Annotated in this window: 12 protein-coding genes and 1 pseudogene; 2 read left to right on the plus strand and 11 right to left on the minus strand. The window is 72.1% G+C overall.

What is annotated here, in order from left to right; translation table 11 throughout:
* Nucleotides 1-623: VOC family protein (locus EBH09_RS39430; protein ID WP_238697490.1), on the plus strand; the 623-nt coding region annotated here is incomplete at its 5' end.
* On the opposite strand, the gene EBH09_RS30755 is transcribed toward EBH09_RS39430, so the two are convergent.
* From EBH09_RS30755 to tkt, 7 genes are read right to left on the minus strand one after another with little or no spacing between them, the layout of a single operon-like run.
* Nucleotides 610-2,070, minus strand: coding sequence for a membrane-associated oxidoreductase (locus EBH09_RS30755; protein WP_121750143.1), 1,461 nt, complete (start codon nt 2,068-2,070; stop codon nt 610-612). The two genes, EBH09_RS39430 and EBH09_RS30755, sit on opposite strands and share 14 nt — an antisense overlap.
* A 56-nt stretch (nt 2,071-2,126) precedes the next feature.
* Entirely contained in the window at nt 2,127-3,008 is an 882-nt protein-coding gene (gnd, locus tag EBH09_RS30760; RefSeq protein ID WP_121750144.1) for a phosphogluconate dehydrogenase (NAD(+)-dependent, decarboxylating), read from the minus strand.
* Between the two features lies 1 nt (nt 3,009).
* The gene (gene pgi, locus EBH09_RS30765) at nt 3,010-4,698 is read right to left on the minus strand and encodes a glucose-6-phosphate isomerase (protein WP_121750145.1); all 1,689 of its coding nucleotides are present in this window, start codon (nt 4,696-4,698) and stop codon (nt 3,010-3,012) included.
* The gene (opcA, locus tag EBH09_RS30770; RefSeq protein WP_121750146.1) at nt 4,691-5,626 is read right to left on the minus strand and encodes a glucose-6-phosphate dehydrogenase assembly protein OpcA; all 936 of its coding nucleotides are present in this window, start codon (nt 5,624-5,626) and stop codon (nt 4,691-4,693) included. The genes pgi and opcA overlap by 8 nt, the downstream gene beginning before the upstream one ends.
* On the minus strand, nt 5,623-7,401 hold the full coding sequence (gene zwf, locus EBH09_RS30775; RefSeq protein ID WP_121750147.1) for a glucose-6-phosphate dehydrogenase: 1,779 nt from the start codon (nt 7,399-7,401) through the stop codon (nt 5,623-5,625). Before zwf ends, opcA begins: the two co-directional genes overlap by 4 nt.
* Nucleotides 7,398-8,543: a transaldolase gene (tal, locus tag EBH09_RS30780; protein WP_121750148.1), complete on the minus strand. Its 1,146-nt coding sequence runs from the start codon at nt 8,541-8,543 to the stop codon at nt 7,398-7,400. The genes zwf and tal overlap by 4 nt, the downstream gene beginning before the upstream one ends.
* A 42-nt stretch (nt 8,544-8,585) precedes the next feature.
* Entirely contained in the window at nt 8,586-10,670 is a 2,085-nt protein-coding gene (gene tkt, locus EBH09_RS30785; protein ID WP_121750149.1) for a transketolase, read from the minus strand.
* A gap of 157 nt (nt 10,671-10,827) precedes the next feature.
* Between tkt and EBH09_RS30790 the strand changes: the two genes are divergently transcribed.
* Nucleotides 10,828-11,754: an AraC family transcriptional regulator gene (locus EBH09_RS30790; RefSeq protein ID WP_121751085.1), complete on the plus strand. Its 927-nt coding sequence runs from the start codon at nt 10,828-10,830 to the stop codon at nt 11,752-11,754.
* A 163-nt stretch (nt 11,755-11,917) separates the two neighbouring features.
* On the opposite strand, the gene EBH09_RS30795 is transcribed toward EBH09_RS30790, so the two are convergent.
* The 4 genes and pseudogenes from EBH09_RS30795 to EBH09_RS30810 form a co-directional block, all read right to left on the minus strand.
* Entirely contained in the window at nt 11,918-14,023 is a 2,106-nt protein-coding gene (locus tag EBH09_RS30795; protein WP_121750150.1) for an MMPL family transporter, read from the minus strand.
* A 146-nt stretch (nt 14,024-14,169) separates the two neighbouring features.
* Nucleotides 14,170-14,838: a response regulator transcription factor gene (locus EBH09_RS30800; RefSeq protein ID WP_121750151.1), complete on the minus strand. Its 669-nt coding sequence runs from the start codon at nt 14,836-14,838 to the stop codon at nt 14,170-14,172.
* On the minus strand, nt 14,835-16,031 hold the full coding sequence (locus EBH09_RS30805) for a histidine kinase (protein ID WP_121750152.1): 1,197 nt from the start codon (nt 16,029-16,031) through the stop codon (nt 14,835-14,837). The genes EBH09_RS30800 and EBH09_RS30805 overlap by 4 nt, the downstream gene beginning before the upstream one ends.
* Nucleotides 16,032-16,135: 104 nt before the next feature.
* Nucleotides 16,136-16,926, minus strand: a pseudogene (locus EBH09_RS30810) (IclR family transcriptional regulator).
* Nucleotides 16,927-16,985 lie beyond the last annotated feature (59 nt).

The raw sequence follows: 16,985 nt of genomic DNA on the forward strand, positions 1-16,985 counted from the left end.
CCGAGCGCCCCGGACTGCCCGACTGGCGGGCCGATTTCGAGGACACCGGCGCGCACGCCGAGGCCGGGGCGGCCTGGCGCGTCGACCACCTCTCCCTCACCCAGCCCTGGCACCAGTTCGACGAGGCGGCGCTCTTCCACCGCGGCGTCCTCGGACTGCGCCCGCAGGAGAGCGTGGACGTCGCCGACCCCTACGGCCTGCTGCGCAGCCGCGCCGTCACCACCGACGACGGCGGGGTCCGCATAGTCCTGACCGTCGGCGCGGCACCCACCGACGACACCGCGCACGCCCAGCACATCGCCCTGGCCACCGACGACGTGGTCGCCGCCGCGCGCCGCTTCCGCGCCGCCGGCGGCCCGCTGCTCCCGATCCCCGGCAACTACTACGACGACCTCGCCGCCCGCTTCGAGTTCGCCGACGGCGAGCTGGAGACGTACCGGGAGCTGGGCATCCTCTACGACCGCGACGCGCACGGCACCTTCCGGCACTGCTACACGCACACCGTCGGCCGGGTCTTCTTCGAACTCGTCCAGCGGGACGGCGGCTACCGCGGCTACGGCGCGGCCAACGCCCCGGTCCGGCTGTCCGCGCAGCACGCGGTGCGCGGGTTCACTGCCGGCTGACGGTACGGGTGACACCGGCGACGACGGTGGTGGCCAGGATCCAGCCCATGACGATCAGGACGTAACCGAGGTACTGGTACCAGCCCTCGGGCGCGAACGCGCTCTCCTGACCGAAGGAGATCACCGGCAGCAGCAGGTCCAGCGTGTAGAACACCGGGTTGAAGTCGGGGGACTCCGCCGGCTTGAGCGGCGGCGGGTGCCGCAGGCCGTACGCGACCGAGCCGACCGCGAGCAGCGACAGCAGCCAGCCGCCGGCCCGCAGCGGACGGAAGCCGTAGCCGACGGCGGCGTCCTGGAGCAGCCCCCAGACCCGGCCGTACCAGGGCAGGGTGCGGCGGTGCCGGCGCTGCTTGGCGAGCTGTACCAGCCGGGCCGCGTCGTCGTCGCCGATCCGGCGGTAGGAGGCGGTCAACTGCTCGTAGACGAAGGGCAGATAGCTGTCGCCGCGCTCCAGCATCGGCAGCCGTCTCCCGGCGGGTTCGTGCGGGATGAGCGACGTGTAGGTGAGGTCGTTCAGCTGGACGCGGTGCGGTACCGCCTCCGGTTCGACGAACAGCACCTCCACCTGGGAGCGGCGCAGGTTGAGGGTGCCCTCCACCGTCGGGCACTGGCGCAGCCACAGTTCACCGATCACACAACTGCTCGCGCGCAGCGCGGTTCCCCCGGGATTCACCAGGCGCGCCTGCGACAGGTCCAGCCGCCCTGGTATGCGCGCACCGCGGAATTCCAGCCGGCCTCGCACCTCGGCGTGCCGCATCAGCACATCGGCCTCGGCCGCGAGCGTCTCGGCCTGCAGGGCGGTGCCGTCCGGCCGGTCGAGTACCGCGTCGGTGAGGTTGACCGTCCCGGCCACCCGGGCGCCGTCGAGCCGCACCGTTCCCCGCGCCCGGAGCCCCGGCGCCCACAGGTCTGCCCCCAGCACCGCCTGGTTCAGCTGGAGCACCGGCCCCTCGGTGTCCGGCGCGTGGATCGCCGTGCTCTCCAGGTAGAGGCTGCCGGTGATCTCCGCTCCGCCGAGCCGCACCATCCCGCCGAACCGGGCGCGGGTCAGCCGCAGTACGCCGTCCACCCGGACGGCGTGCGAGACCAGGCCGGGCAGGACGGACTCGCTCAGGTTCACCTCGCGCAGCCGGGCCGCGTAGAGCCTGGGCACGTCGTCGAAGTGGCAGTGCCGCAGCCGCACGGGGTGGTCGACCGTCGCGTACGCCAGTTCCAGCGGCCCGGTGACGCGCGCGCCCGCCAGGCTCAGCGCGGCCACCTCGCCGTCCGCCCGGGGGCCGTCGAGCAGCAGTGCGCGCAACACGCTCGCGCGAACGGTCCGTTCGGGGCCCCAGGTGCCGCCCTCGGCCGGGTCCTCGTCGTCGGCGGCACGGAAGTCCACGGCGGTGCCCGTGGCGAACGCCCGCCAGACGCGCGCCTCGGCCGGTGTCAGGTCGTTGATCTCCATCAGGGATGGACTCTGACCCGAACCGGCCGATCACGTCAACGCGCTTTGAGTACCGCCTACTTCTTGGCGGCCTCCACCGCGTGCCCGCCGAACTGGTTGCGCAGCGCGGCGATCATCTTCATCTGCGGCGAGTCGTCCTGCCGGGACGCGAACCGAGCGAAGAGGGAGGCCGTGATCGCGGGCAGCGGCACGGCGTTGTCGATGGCGGCCTCGACGGTCCAGCGGCCCTCGCCGGAGTCCTCCGCGTAGCCGCGCAGCTCGTCCAGGTGGTGGTCCTCGTCGAGGGCGTTGACGGCCAGGTCGAGGAGCCAGGAGCGGATCACGGTGCCTTCCTGCCAGGAGCGGAAGACCTCGCGGACGTTGTCCACGGAGTCGACCTTCTCCAGCAGCTCCCAGCCCTCGGCGTACGCCTGCATCATGGCGTACTCGATGCCGTTGTGGACCATCTTGGAGAAGTGACCGGCACCGACCTTGCCCGCGTGGACGTAGCCGTACGGCCCTTCGGGCTTGAGGGCGTCGAAGATGGGCTTGAGGTCGTCGACGACCTCCTTCTCGCCGCCGACCATCAGGGCGTAGCCGTTCTCCAGGCCCCACACGCCGCCCGAGACACCGGCGTCGACGAAGTTGATGCCGCGCTTGGCCAGCTCCTCGGCGTGCTTCTCGTCGTCCGTCCAGCGGCTGTTGCCGCCGTCGATGACGGTGTCTCCGTGCCTGAGCAGGTTCGCCAGCTGGTCGATGACGTGCTGGGTGGCGGCGCCGGCCGGGACCATGACCCAGACCGCGCGCGGCCGCTCCAACTGCTCGACGAGGTCGACCAGACTGCCGACGTCGGCCCGCTCGGGATTGGTGTCGTATCCGACGACGGTGTGGCCGGCGTTGCGCAGACGCTCGCGCATGTTGCCGCCCATCTTGCCGAGACCAACAAGACCGATCTGCATGTCAGTGCACTTCCTTCAGTTCACGGTAGGCGGCCACCAGCGCGGCCGTGGACGGATCGAGACCGGGCACGGAGCCCGCCGCGTCAGCGGCTGATTCAAACGTTTCGGTGAGGGCGGGCTCGACGCGCTTGGCCAGCACCTTGCCGAGCTCCACGCCCCACTGGTCGAAGGAGTCGATGTTCCAGATCGCGCCCTGTACGAACACCTTGTGCTCGTACAGCGCGATCAGCTGGCCGAGGACGGACGGGGTCAGCTCGGTGGCCAGGACGGTCGTGGTGGGGTGGTTGCCCTTGAAGGTGCGGTGCGGCACCTGCTCCTCGGACACACCCTCCGCCCGGACCTCCTCGGCACTCTTGCCGAAGGCCAGCGCCTGCCCCTGGGCGAAGAGGTTGGCCATCAGCAGGTCGTGCTGGTCCTTCAGCTCGTCGCTCAGCTCGGCGACGGGCCGGGCGAAGCCGATCAGGTCGGCCGGGATGAGCTTCGTGCCCTGGTGGATCAACTGGTAGTACGCGTGCTGTCCGTTGGTGCCGGGCGTGCCCCAGACAACCGGACCGGTCTCCCACTCCACGGGACGCCCGTCGGTGTCGACCGACTTGCCGTTGGACTCCATGTCGAGCTGCTGGAGGTAGGCCGTGAACTTCGACAGGTAGTGGCTGTACGGCAGTACGGCGTGCGACTGGGCGCCCATGAAATTGCCGTACCAGACGCCCAGCAGGCCAAGGACCAGCGGGGCGTTGACCGGGGCCTCGGCGTTGCGGAAGTGCTCGTCGACGATGCGGAAGCCGTCGAGCATCTCCCGGAAGCGGTCCGGGCCGATGGCGATCATCAGGGAGAGGCCGATCGCCGAGTCGTACGAGTACCGGCCGCCGACCCAGTCCCAGAACTCGAACATGTTGGCCGTGTCGATGCCGAACGCGGCGACCTTCCCGGCGTTCGTCGACAGCGCCACGAAGTGCTTGGCGACCGCCTTCTCGTCCCCCTTCCCGGCGCCGTCCAGCCCGGCCAGCAGCCAGGAGCGCGCCGAGGTCGCGTTCGTGATCGTCTCGATCGTGGTGAACGTCTTGGACGCCACGATGAACAGCGTCTCCGCCGGGTCCAGGTCCCGGACCGCCTCGTGCAGGTCGGCACCGTCCACGTTCGACACGAACCGGAACGTCAGCGAGCGGTCGGCGAAGGCCCGCAGCGCCTCGTACGCCATCGCCGGACCGAGGTCGGAGCCGCCGATGCCGATGTTGACGACGTTGCGGATGCGCTTGCCGGTGTGTCCGGTCCACTCGCCGGAACGGACCCGGTCGGCGAAGTCGGTCATGCGGTCCAGCACGGCGTGCACCTTGGGCACGACGTTCTCGCCGTCGACCTCGATCACCGCGTCCCGCGGGGCGCGCAGGGCGGTGTGCAGGACCGCCCGGTCCTCGGTGATGTTGATCCGCTCACCGCGGAACATGGCGTCGCGCAGGTCGAACACGCCGGTGGCGGCGGCGAGTTCCCGCAGCAGGGCCAGCGTGTCGTCGGTGACCAGGTTCTTGGAGTAGTCGATGCGCAGATCGCCGACGCGCACGACGTACCGCTCCGCCCGCCCGGGGTCCGAGGCGAACAGCTCGCGCAGGTCCGGCCGCGGCAGCGCGTCCTTGCGGTGGTCCGCCAGCGCGGTCCACTCGGGTCGCCGGTCGAGCTTCGGGGTGTCAGACATGGACGGGGGTCTCCTTGCCGGCCTCGCCGCGCAGGGCGATGGCGTACATGTCGTCGGCGTCGAGGCGCCTGAGCTCCTCGGCGATGAGTTCGGCGGTCGAGCGGACCTTGAGCGCGAGGGAGCGCGGGGGCTGGTCGGGCAGGGTCATCGTGGCGATCGGTCCCTCGGGACGGTCGATGACGATCTCGCCGTTCGCGGTGCCGAGGCGGACGGCCGTGACGACCGGACCGTCGGTGATCACGCGGTCGACCCGGACGTGCAGCCGCGCCTCCAGCCAGCGGGCCAGCAGCTCGGCGGCCGGGTTCTCGGCCTCGGCCTCCACGGTCGCCGAGGTCACCGGCACCCGGGCCTGGTCGAGTGCCGCGGCGAGCATGGAGCGCCACAGCGTCAGCCGGGTCCAGGCGAGGTCGGTGTCGCCGGGCGTGTAGGCGCGGACCCGGCGCTCCAGGACCTCCATCGGCCGCTCGACCGCGTACAGGTCGGTGATCCTGCGCTGCGCCAGCGCGCCCAGCGGGTCCCCCGCGGGGTCGTCCGGTGCCTCCACCGGCCACCACACGACGACCGGGGCGTCCGGCAGCAGCAACGGCAGCACCACCGAGTCGGCGTGCTCGGACACCTCCCCGTACATGCGCAGCACGACCGTCTCGCCGGTGCCGGCCTCGGAGCCCACCCGGACCTCGGCGTCGAGGTGCGAGCGGGTGCGGTCGCGCAGGTTGCGGGGGTGGCGCTTGATGACGACCAGGGTGCGCGAGGGATGCTCGTGCGAGGCCTCCTCACCCGCCTTGACCGCGTCGTAGGCGTTCTCCTCGTCGGTGACGATGACCAGCGTGAGCACCATGCCCACGGCAGGGGTGCCGATGGCCCGGCGGCCCTGCACCAGCGCCTTGTTGATCTTGCTTGCCGTGGTGTCGGTCAGGTCGATCCTCATGGCCTGCGCCAGCTCCGTCCGTCTCGTGCGAGCATCTCGTCGGCTTCCCGCGGTCCCCAGCCGCCCGCGTCGTACTGTGCGGGCCTGCCGTGCGCGGCCCAGTACCCCTCGATCGGGTCGAGGATCCGCCAGGACTCTTCCACTTCCTGGTGACGGGGGAACAGGTTGGCGTCGCCCAGCAGGACGTCCAGGATCAGCCGTTCGTACGCCTCCGGGCTGGACTCCGTGAACGACTCGCCGTACGCGAAGTCCATGGACACGTCCCGGATCTCCATCGACGTGCCCGGCACCTTGGAGCCGAACCGCACGGTCATGCCCTCGTCGGGCTGGACGCGGATGACGATCGCGTTCTCGCCCAGCTCCTCCGTCGCGGTGGAGTCGAAGGGGGAGTGCGGGGCACGCTGGAAGACGACCGCGATCTCGGTGACCCGCCGGCCCAGCCGCTTGCCGGTGCGCAGGTAGAACGGGACGCCCGCCCAGCGGCGGTTGTCGACGCCCAGCTTGATGGCCGCGTAGGTGTCGGTGGTGGAGGCCGGGTCGATGCCCTCCTCCTCCAGGTAACCGGGCACCTGCGCGCCGCCCTGCCAGCCGCCCGCGTACTGTCCGCGCACGGTGTGCTCGCCGAGGTCGTCCGGCAGCCGTACCGCCTTCAGCACCTTCAGCTTCTCGGTGAGCAGCGACGCCGCGTCGAAGGAGGCCGGCTCCTCCATGGCGGTCAGGGCCATCAGCTGGAGCAGGTGGTTCTGGATGACGTCACGGGCCGCGCCGATGCCGTCGTAGTAGCCGGCCCGGCCGCCGATGCCGATGTCCTCGGCCATCGTGATCTGGATGTGGTCGACGTAGGACCGGTTCCAGATCGGCTCGTACATCTGGTTGGCGAAGCGCAGCGCCAGGATGTTCTGGACGGTCTCCTTGCCCAGGTAGTGGTCGATCCGGAAGACCTGCTCCGGGTCGAAGACCTCGTGCACCAGCGCGTTCAGCTCTCGGGCGCTGTCCAGGTCGTGCCCGAACGGCTTCTCGATCACCGCGCGGCGCCAGGAGCCGTCCGGGGTGTCGGTCAGCCCGTGCTTCTTGAGCTGCTGGACGACCTTGGGGAAGAACTTCGGCGGCACCGAGAGGTAGAAGGCGTAGTTGCCGCTGGTGCCGCGGGAGGCGTCCAGCTCCTCGACGGCCTTGCGCAGCTGTTCGAACGCGTTGTCGTCGTCGAAGTCGCCGGGGATGAAGCGCATGCCCTCGGCGAGCTGCTGCCAGACCTCCTCACGGAACGGCGTGCGCGCGTGCTCCTTGACGGCGTCGTGCACGACCTGGGCGAAGTCCTGGTTCTCCCAGTCCCGGCGGGCGAAGCCGACCAGGGAGAACCCCGGTGGCAGCAGGCCGCGGTTGGCCAGGTCGTAGACGGCCGGCATCAGCTTCCGGCGGGACAGGTCGCCGGTGACTCCGAAGATGACCAGTCCCGACGGGCCCGCGATGCGGGGGAGGCGCCGGTCCTGGGGATCGCGCAGGGGGTTGCTCCAGTCGAGCGGCGCGACGGGCGTCACGGCCCTCGCGTCCACCGCGGCCGCCTTCGCGCCCTTGGCGGCGCCGGCCGGCCCGGACTTCTTCGCGGTCCGGGCGGACCTGGCCGTCCTGGCCGGTTCCGAAGCCTCGGCGGCCCCGGACTCATCGGTCTCCTGGGCGTGCGACGGCCCCGCGGCCTCCTGCGCCGTCCTCGTCTCCTTGGCCTCCTTCGTCGCCTTGGTCTCGTGGACCGTCGTAGCGGGAAGGTCCTCGCTCATTCCCCGTCAACTCCCTTGCTGTCGAGGGACTTCGTCACGGCGTCCAGCAGGTCCTGCCAGGCCACCTCGAACTTGGCCACGCCCTCCTGCTCCAGTCGCTGCACCACCTCGTCGTAGGAGATGCCGAGCCGCTCCACGGCTTCGAGGTCGGCCCGGGCCTGGGCATAACCACCGGTGACCGTGTCGCCCTGTACGTCACCGTGATCGGCGGCGGCGTTCAGGGTGGCCTCCGGCATCGTGTTCACGGTGCCGGGAGCGACCAGCTCCTCCACGTACAGGGTGTCCCGGAATGCCGGGTCCTTCACCCCGGTCGACGCCCACAGGGGGCGCTGGGGGTTGGCGCGCGCCCCGGCGAGGGCGGTGAAACGGTCACCGGCGAAGACGTTCTCGTACGCCTCGTAGGCCAGCCGCGCGTTGGCCAGTGCCGCCTTCCCCTTCAGGGCGAGCGCCTCGTCCGTGCCCAGCAGCGTCAGGCGCTTGTCGATCTCGCTGTCGACGCGGGAGACGAAGAAGGAGGCGACGGAGTGGATGCCGGCGAGGCCGAGACCGGCCGCCCGCGCCTTCTCCAGGCCGGCGAGGTAGGCGTCCATGACCTCGCGGTAGCGCTCCAGGGAGAAGATCAGCGTGACGTTGACGCTGATGCCGGCGCCGATGACCTCGGTGATCGCCGGGAGACCGGCCTTCGTCGCCGGGATCTTGATCATCACGTTGGGGCGGTCGACGAGCCAGGCCAGCTGACGGGCCTCGGCGATCGTGGCCCGGGTGTCGTGGGCGAGACGCGGGTCGACCTCGATGGAGACCCGGCCGTCCCGGCCGCCGGTGGCGTCGTACACGCCCCGCAGCACGTCGGCGGCGGCGCGGACGTCGGCGGTGGTCATCATGCGGACCGCCTCGTCGACGGTGACGCCCCGGGTCGCCAGGTCCGCGAGCTGCTCCTCGTAACCCTCGCCGGAGCCGATGGCGGCCTGGAAGATCGACGGGTTGGTGGTGACGCCGACGACGTTCCTCGTGTCGATCAGTTCGGCGAGGTTGCCGGACTCGATCCGCCGCCGCGACAGGTCGTCCAGCCAGATGGAGACGCCCGCCTCGGACAGGCGTCGCAGTGCACCCGCGGTCGCGGTTGCTTCGGTCACAGTGATCATCTTCTCTTTCTGCGGTGTTTTCCGTGGTCGAGTACGGTCGGCTCAGCCGCGGGCGGCGGCCAGGGACTCCCTGGCGGCGGCGGCCACGTGCTCCGCGGTGAAGCCGAACTCGGTGAACAGGGTCTCGGCGTCGGCGGAGGCGCCGAAGTGCTCCAGGGAGACGATGCGGCCCACGTCCCCGGTGAACCGGTGCCAGGTGAGCCCGATACCGGCCTCCACGGCCACCCGGGCCTTCACGGACGGCGGCAGCACGCTCTCGCGGTACTCGCGCGGCTGCTCCTCGAACCACTCCACGGACGGCATCGACACCACTCGCGTGGGCGTCCCCTCCGCCTCCAGCGCCTCCCGCGCGGCCACGGCGAGCTGCACCTCGGAGCCGGTGGCGATCAGGAGGACCTCCGGGGCGCCGGTGGAAGCCTCGACGAGGACGTAGCCGCCGCGCGCCGCGTCCGGATCGGGCTCGTACGTCGGTACGCCCTGGCGGGTGAGGGCGAGGCCGTGCGGGGCCGGGTGAGTGGAGTGCCGCTTGAGGATCTCGGCCCAGGCGGTCGCGGTCTCGTTGGCGTCGGCCGGGCGGACGACGTTCAGACCGGGGATGGCGCGCAGCGCGGCCAGGTGCTCGACGGGCTGGTGGGTCGGGCCGTCCTCGCCGAGGCCCACGGAGTCGTGCGTCCACACGTACGTCACCGGCAGCTGCATCAGGGCGGACATGCGCACCGCGTTGCGCATGTAGTCGGAGAAGACCAGGAAGGTGCCGCCGTAGATCCGGGTGTTGCCGTGCAGGGCGATGCCGTTCATCTCCGCTGCCATCGAGAACTCGCGGATGCCGAAGTGGACGGTGCGGCCGTACGGGTCGGCCTCCGGCAGCGGGTTGTCCCCGGGGAGGAAGGAGCTGGTCCTGTCGATCGTGGTGTTGTTCGAACCGGCCAGGTCGGCGGAGCCGCCCCACAGCTCGGGCAGGACCGGGCCGAGTGCCTGGAGGACCTTGCCGGAGGCGGCGCGGGTGGCGACGGACTTGCCGGTCTCGAACACCGGGAGGGCGTCCTCCCAGCCCGCGGGCAGCCGGCCGGCGACCACGCGGTCGAACAGCCCGGCGCGCTCCGGCTGGTCGCCGCGCCACTCGGCGAGCCGCTTGTCCCAGGCGGCGTGCGCCTCGGCGCCCCGGTCCAGGGCCCGGCGGGTGTGGGCGAGCACCTCGTCGTCGACCTCGAAGGACCGCTCCGGGTCGAAGCCGAGGACGCGCTTAGTGGCGGCGACCTCGTCCTCGCCGAGGGCGGAGCCGTGGGAGGCCTCGGTGTTCCGCGCGTTGGGGGCGGGCCAGGCGATGATCGTGCGCATGGCGATGATGGAGGGGCGCCCGGTCTCGGCCCGCGCCGCCGTCAGCGCCGCGTACAGGGCGTGCACGTCGACGTCGCCGCTCTCGGCGGGCTCAATGCGCTGCACGTGCCAGCCGTAGGCCTCGTAGCGCTTGAGCACGTCCTCGGAGAAGGCGGTCGCGGTGTCGCCCTCGATGGAGATGTGGTTGTCGTCGTAGAGGAGGACCAGGCCGCCGAGCCCCTGGTGACCGGCCAGAGACGACGCCTCGGCGGAGACGCCCTCCTGGAGGTCGCCGTCGGAGACGATCGCCCAGACGGTGTGGTCGAAGGGGGACTCGCCGCCCGGGGCCCCGGGGTCGAAGAGTCCGCGCTCGTAGCGGGCGGCCATGGCCATGCCGACCGCGTTGGCGACGCCCTGGCCCAGCGGCCCGGTGGTCGTCTCCACGCCCGCCGTGTGCCCGTATTCGGGATGGCCGGGCGTCTTCGAGCCGTGCGCGCGGAACGCCTTCAGGTCGTCCAGCTCCAACTCGTACCCGGCGAGGTAGAGCTGCGTGTAAAGGGTCAGCGAGGTGTGGCCGGGGGAGAGGACGAAGCGGTCACGGCCGGTCCACTCCGGGTCGGCGGGGTCGTGCCGCATCACCTTCTGAAAGATCGTGTACGCCGCCGGGGCCAGTGCCATCGCCGTGCCGGGGTGGCCGTTCCCGACCTTCTGCACGGCATCGGCCGCCAGAACCCGGGCGGTGTCGACGGCACGCCGGTCGAGTTCGGTCCATTCGAAGCGGTCCGCGCCGTCCACTGTGTGCGTGCTCATCTTCAAGAAATCCTCGATCGGAGCGAAGGAACCGGTCTGACATGTTCAAACTTAAAAGTCTGACTTTTGAGAGGGAAGGTCGAGGTGTGCCAGCCTGTGGTGAAACTGGGACACGCCCCGGCGTCCGGGCGCACGGGTGGTACGGCACGAGAAGGACATGGCGGACGAAAACATCCAAGACGGCGGTGGCGGCGACGGCAGGGGCGGCGACGGAATCAGAACGTTCCCCTTCCCGGTCGATCTCAGCCTCCTCGGCGTCGGCATGCAGGTCGGTCCCATGGGTGCCGGCCTTACCTGGCACGCGCAGGCCCCGCTGCACCGCGTGCACCGCATCGACTTCCACGTCGTCATGCTCTTCACCGGCGGCCCGGTCCGGCACATGATCGACTTCGCCGAGTACGGGGCGACGGCCGGCGATCTGCTGTGGATCCGGCCCGGACAGGTCCACCGCTTCTCGCGGACGAGCGAGTACCGCGGAACGGTGCTCACCATGCAGCCCGGCTTCCTGCCCCGCGCCACCGTGGAGGCCACCGGCCTCTACCGCTACGACCTGCCGCCCCTGCTCCACCCCGACGAGGCACGGCTCGCCGGGCTCACGGCCGGACTCGACCAGTTGCGGCGCGAGTACGAGGACGCCACCACCCTGCCCCTCAGCCTGCACACCGCCGTACTGCGCCACACGCTGTCCGCGTTCCTGCTGCGTCTCGCGCACCTCGCGGTCAGCTCGGCCGAGGCGGCGCGCCAGGGGCGGGCGGACACGCCGGGCGACACCACCTTCACGCTCTTCCGGGACGCGGTCGAGCGGGGCTTCGCCACCAACCACAGCGTCAGCGCCTACGCCGACGCGCTCGGCTACTCCCGCCGCACCCTCGTGCGCGCGGTGCGCGCCGCCACCGGCGAGACGCCCAAGGGATTCATCGACAAACGCGTCGTCCTGGAGGCCAAGCGCCTGCTCGCCCACACCGACATGCCGATCGGCCGGGTCGGCGCGGCGGTCGGCTTCCCGGACGCGGCGAACTTCTCCAAGTTCTTCCAGCAGCACACGGACCGGGCACCGGCGGTCTTCCGGGCGGAGCTGCGCTGAGCGTCGCGCCGAGCGGCGCCTTCGGGACCACGACGGAGGGGCCCCACGCGTGCGTGGAGCCCCTCCGTCCTCCTGCGGCGGCCGGGTCGCTCGGCGGCCGAAGCCGAACCAGTTCACGTTCACGAAGTCCGCCGGCCGGCCGGTGCCTCCGTGGGCCGTTGCCTCAGTGGTGCGCCGGCTGCGGCGCGGCCGGGGCGGTGGCCGCCTCCTCGCGCACACCGAACCGCTCGTGCGCCCGGCGCAGCGGCCTCGGAGCCCACCAGGCGCGGCGGCCCAGCAGCGCCATGGTCGCCGGGACCAGCAGCATCCGTACGACCGTGGCGTCGATCAGCACCGCCAGCGTGAGGCCCAGCCCGATCTGCAGGATCGGGGAGAAGCCGCCCGTCATGAAGGCGCCGAAGACCACCGCCAGGAGCAGCGCGGCACAGGTCACCACCCGCCCCGAGCGGCGCAGCCCGGTCACCACGGCCTCCCGGTCGTCGCCGGTCCGCTGCCGGGCCTCGCGCATCCGCGCCAGGATGAACAGCTCGTAGTCCATGGCGAGTCCGAAGGCGATCGCGATGATCAGCGGCGGGGCGGTCAGACTCAGCGCGCCCAGCCCTTCGGCCCCGATCAGGCCGGCGAGATGACCGTCCTGGAACACCCACACGACGGCGCCGAGCGCGGCGGCGAGACTGAGCAGCGTGGTCGCGATGGTGCGCAGCGGCAGCAGCACCGACCCGGTGAAGGCGAACAGCAGCACGAAGATCCCGGCCAGCACGGTCACCGCCGCCCAGGGCGCCCGGTCGGCGAGCATCTGCCGGAAGTCGACCAGCTGGGCCGCGGTACCGGTGACCTGGACAGGGGCGTCGCCGCGTAGGTCCCGTACCCGTTCGACCAGTTCGGTGGCGGCCCTGCCGTCGACGGAGCCGGCCGGGGGCAGTTCGAGCACGGTCGTCCCGCCGGGCAGGTCACGGCTCGCGGTGCCCGGCGTGAGCGCGCGGATCCGGTCGGCCGTCGCCGCGTCGGTGCCGGGCCGCAGGACCACGGTGACCGGCGAGACCCCGGTGCCCGGCGGGAAGTGCGCGTCGACGGCGTCGTACAGCTGCCGGGCCTCGGTGCTCTTCGGGAGCTGCCGCGCGTCGCCGATGTTGATGCGCATGCCGGTGACGGGCAGCGCCAGCACCAGCAGGGCCGGGACGGCGACGGCCAGGACGGCCACGCGCCGGCGGGTCGCGAAGCGGGCCAGGCGGGCGAAGAGGCGGCCCTCCTCGCCCTTCGGGCGCACCTTCGCCGGGGCGATCTTCCCGCCGAACCGGGCCAGCAGCGCGGGCAGCAGCGTCAGCGCGGCGAGCATGTCGACGACGACCACCGCGGCCACCGCCAGACCCATGCTGCGCAGGAACGTACTCGGGAAGACCAGCAGCCCGGCCAGACTCACCGCCACCGTCAGCCCGGAGAAGAGCACGGTCCGCCCGGCCGCGGCCACCGTGCGGTGCACGGCCTCCACCACGTCGGAGGTGTCCCGCCGTTCCTCCCGGAAGCGGACCAGCATCAGCAGGGCGTAGTCCACGGCGAGACCGAGCCCCAGCATCGTCGTGACCTGGATCGCGTACACGGAGATGTCGGTGAACTGGCTGAAGGCGAACAGCCCCAGGAACGCGCCCGCGATGCCGGCGACCGCGACCAGCAGCGGCAGTCCCGCGGCGCGCAGCCCGCCGAAGATGACCAGCAGCAGTGCCAGCACGACCGGCAGCGAGATCAACTCCGCGTTCTTCACGTCCTCCTGGGCCCGCTCGCCGAGCTGTTCGCCCAGCAGCGGCCCGCCGCTGACATGGACCCCCGAGGAGTCGATCCCGCGCAGGCGGTCGGCTGCCGCGTCCACCGCGGCCTCCTCGGCGTCGTCGTCCAGACCGCCCTCGAAGGTGACGGGCACGATCAGTGCCCGCCCGTCCTCGGCGACCAGGCCGCGGGTGGCGTACGGGTCGGGCACCGCGGCGACGCCCGGGATCTCCCGCAGGTCGGCGACGGCCCCCCGCACCTGGGCCCGCACCTCGGGGCCGGAGGCGGCGGCCTCGACGACGGCGGTGATCGACTCGCCCGACGGGTCGAGGCCGTCCAGGTACTCGGCGGCGGCCTCCGACTCGGTGCCGGGGACGTCGGGCACGTCGTCGGAGAGGTTTCCGAAGACACCCGTCCCGAGGCCGAATCCGAGCAGCAGGAACAGGCCCCACAGGAGCATCACGGTCAGCGGGCGGCGGGTCGCCGCCCGGGCGAGTGTGGACAGCACGGTGCCTCCCGGCAATCGTCGGCCTGCTTGGGATGCGACATTCGGCATCGCCAACAGACTCGTGCCGAGGGCACGGTGCCGGATCGCCGGAGGGAGTGGTTTACGGGACTCGCCCCGGCGGGGGAGCACGCCGCCCGCCTCACCCGTCAGGGGGAGCCCGGGGCCACCAGGCCGGTCTCGTACGCGCAGATCACCGCCTGCACCCGGTCCCTGAGACCGAGCTTGCCCAGCATGTTGCTGACATGGGTCTTGACGGTGTGTTCGCTCACGAACAGGGTCGTGGCGATCTCGGAGTTGGACAGCCCGCGCGCCAGCAGCCGCAGCGTCTCCACCTCGCGGGCGGTCAGCACGTCGAGGCGCTGCGGGGTGACCTCGGCGGTGGCCTCCGCCCACCGGCGCCGCACGATGTCCGCGACCAGCCGGCGCGTCACCGCCGGTGCCAGCAGCGAGTCGCCGGCCGCGACCACCCGCACCGCGTGCACCAGGTCGTCCCGGCGCACGTCCTTGAGCAGGAAGCCACTGGCGCCCGCGTACAACGCCTCGTACACGTACTCGTCCAGGTCGAAGGTGGTCAGCATGAGGACCTTGCAGGCGGACCGGGCGCACACCCGCCGGGCCGCGTCGAGGCCGTCCATGACCGGCATACGGATGTCCAGGAGCAGCACGTCGGGCGCGTGCCGCTCGACCGCGGCCACCGCCTCGGCACCGTCACCCGCCTCCGCGACGACCTCGATGTCGGCCTGTGCCTCCAGCATCATGGTGAAGCCGCTGCGGACCAGCTCCTGGTCGTCCGCGACGACCACCCGGATGCTCACCCGAGCGCCGCCCGCCGCCCGGTGGCGACGGGCAGGCGTACGACGACGCGGAAGCCGCCGTCCGGGGCGCCGCCCGCGGTGGCCCCGCCCCCGCAGGCGGCCGCCCGCTCCCGGATGCCTATGAGCCCGTGTCCGCCCTCGCCCGGGGCGGACGCGCCCCGTCCGTCGTCCGTCACCGTCAAGGTCACTTCGTCCTCCGCCCAGTCGAGCCCGACCGTCGCGGAGGAAGCGTACGCGTGCTTGACCGTGTTGGTGAGTGCCTCCTGGGCGATGCGGTAGGCGGCGACCTCGGTGTCCGGCGGCAGCGGGCGTGGCTCCCCCGTCACCCGCAACTCCACGCGCAGCCCGGTCGATTCGCCCACCCGCCGGACCAGGCCGGACAGCGCGTCCACGCCCGGCTGCGGCAGGCGCTGCGGTTCGGTTGCCGGCTGCTCCTGCTTGAGTACGCCGAGAATGCGCCGCAGTTGGGTCATCGCGTCCCGGCCGGCGGTCGCGATCGCCTCGAACGCGGCCTCGGCGCGGGCCGGATCACTCCGCACGACGACCGGTCCCGCCTCGGCCTGCACCACCATCAGGCTGACCGCGTGCGCCAGGATGTCGTGCATGTCGCGGGCGATGCGGGAGCGTTCCTGGGCCATGGCCCGCGCGGTGCCGGCGGCCCGCTCGCGCTCCAACCGCCGGGCCCGGTCCTCCAGTTCTGCGGTGTAGGCCCGCTGGGTGCGGGCGAGCGTGCCGAGCGCGTACGCGCACACGATGCTCAGCAGCTGGAAGGCGTACTCGAAGGGCTCGGCGTCTTCCTTGTGGCTGATGGTGACGGCGACCCCGATCAGCCAGCCCGCCAGCATCAGGCGCCGCTGCCAGGGCCGGGCGAGGGCGGCCAGTGTGTAGAGGACGACGAACCCGCCGTACATCAGGTCGGGCGGGGGCGCGTGGTGCAACGCCTGCGTGGGGGTGGCCACCGACACGGCACAGGCGGTGGCGAAGGGCGCCGCGCGCCGCCACACCAGCGGAACCGCGGTGGCGGCCCCGAGCAGCCAGCCCCGCCAGGTCAGCGGATCGTCACCCTCGTCCGGGAACAGCCACTGCAGTGAGACGGCGAACAGCACCAGCGCGGCGACGGCCGCGTCGACGGCGTACGGATTCGTCGTTCGCAGCCGTGCGGCGACGGAGGCGAGCGGGGACCGGACGGACATGGGCGGCTCCTCGGGGCAAGGGCCGTCCCAGTATCACGAGTCTTCAGGGAGCGCGTCCTCACCGGCGAGAGGGATTTCCGGTGCCCGGCGGCAGGGCCCGGCCCTCACCGGCCGGACGGACGCCCCGCACCGTCCCGCACCGATTCCTCCGGCCGCCACCCCAGCGCCCGCGAGATCCCGCGCGCCGCCAGCCGCACCGAGGGGACCAGCGTCGGCACCGGTGTGCCGGCGTGCGGTACGACGACCGATACGGCCGCGGTCACGGTGCCGTCCGGGCCGTGCACCGGAGCGGCCACGACAGGACGTTGTCGGTGACCTGACGGTCGCTCACCGCCGCGCCGGTGCGCCGCACCTCTGCCAGCACCCCGCGCAGACGCTCCGGACCGGTGATCGTACAAGGGGTGAAGGAGGCGAGCGGACCCACGCGGTACGCCTCCTGGAACTCCGGTTCGCCATGGGCGAGCAGGGCGAGCCCGGCCCCGGTGGCGTGCAACGGCCAGCGGGCGCCGACACGGATGTGCACGCCGACCGAGGAACGCCCCGCCAGCCACTCGATGTAGACGACCTCGCCACCGTCCCGCACCGCCAACTGCGCGTTCTCGTGCGTGGCCTCGTAGAGATCCTCCAGATACGGCAGCGCGACCTGCCGCAGCGGGAGACGGCGCGGAGCGAGTGCGGCGACCTCCCACAGTCGCAGCCCGACCTGGTAGGCACCCGACTCGTTCCGCTCCAACGCGCCCCATTCGGTCAGCGCCCGCACCAGCCGGTGCGCGGTGGTCAGGCTCAGCCCGGCCCGGCGGCTGATGTCCGTCAGGCACAGCGCCGGGTGCTCGCGGTCGAACGCGGTGAGCACCGACAGCAGCCGTTCGGGCGCGGTGGTGGCGCCCCCGCGCACGGGGGCCGCCCCGCTCGACGAGCGAAGCCGGGAGTGGGGGAGGGCGGTCATGCCGGGCG

The organism is Streptomyces sp. E2N166 (genome assembly GCF_003671715.1).
GTDB classification, from domain to species: domain Bacteria; phylum Actinomycetota; class Actinomycetes; order Streptomycetales; family Streptomycetaceae; genus Streptomyces; species Streptomyces thinghirensis.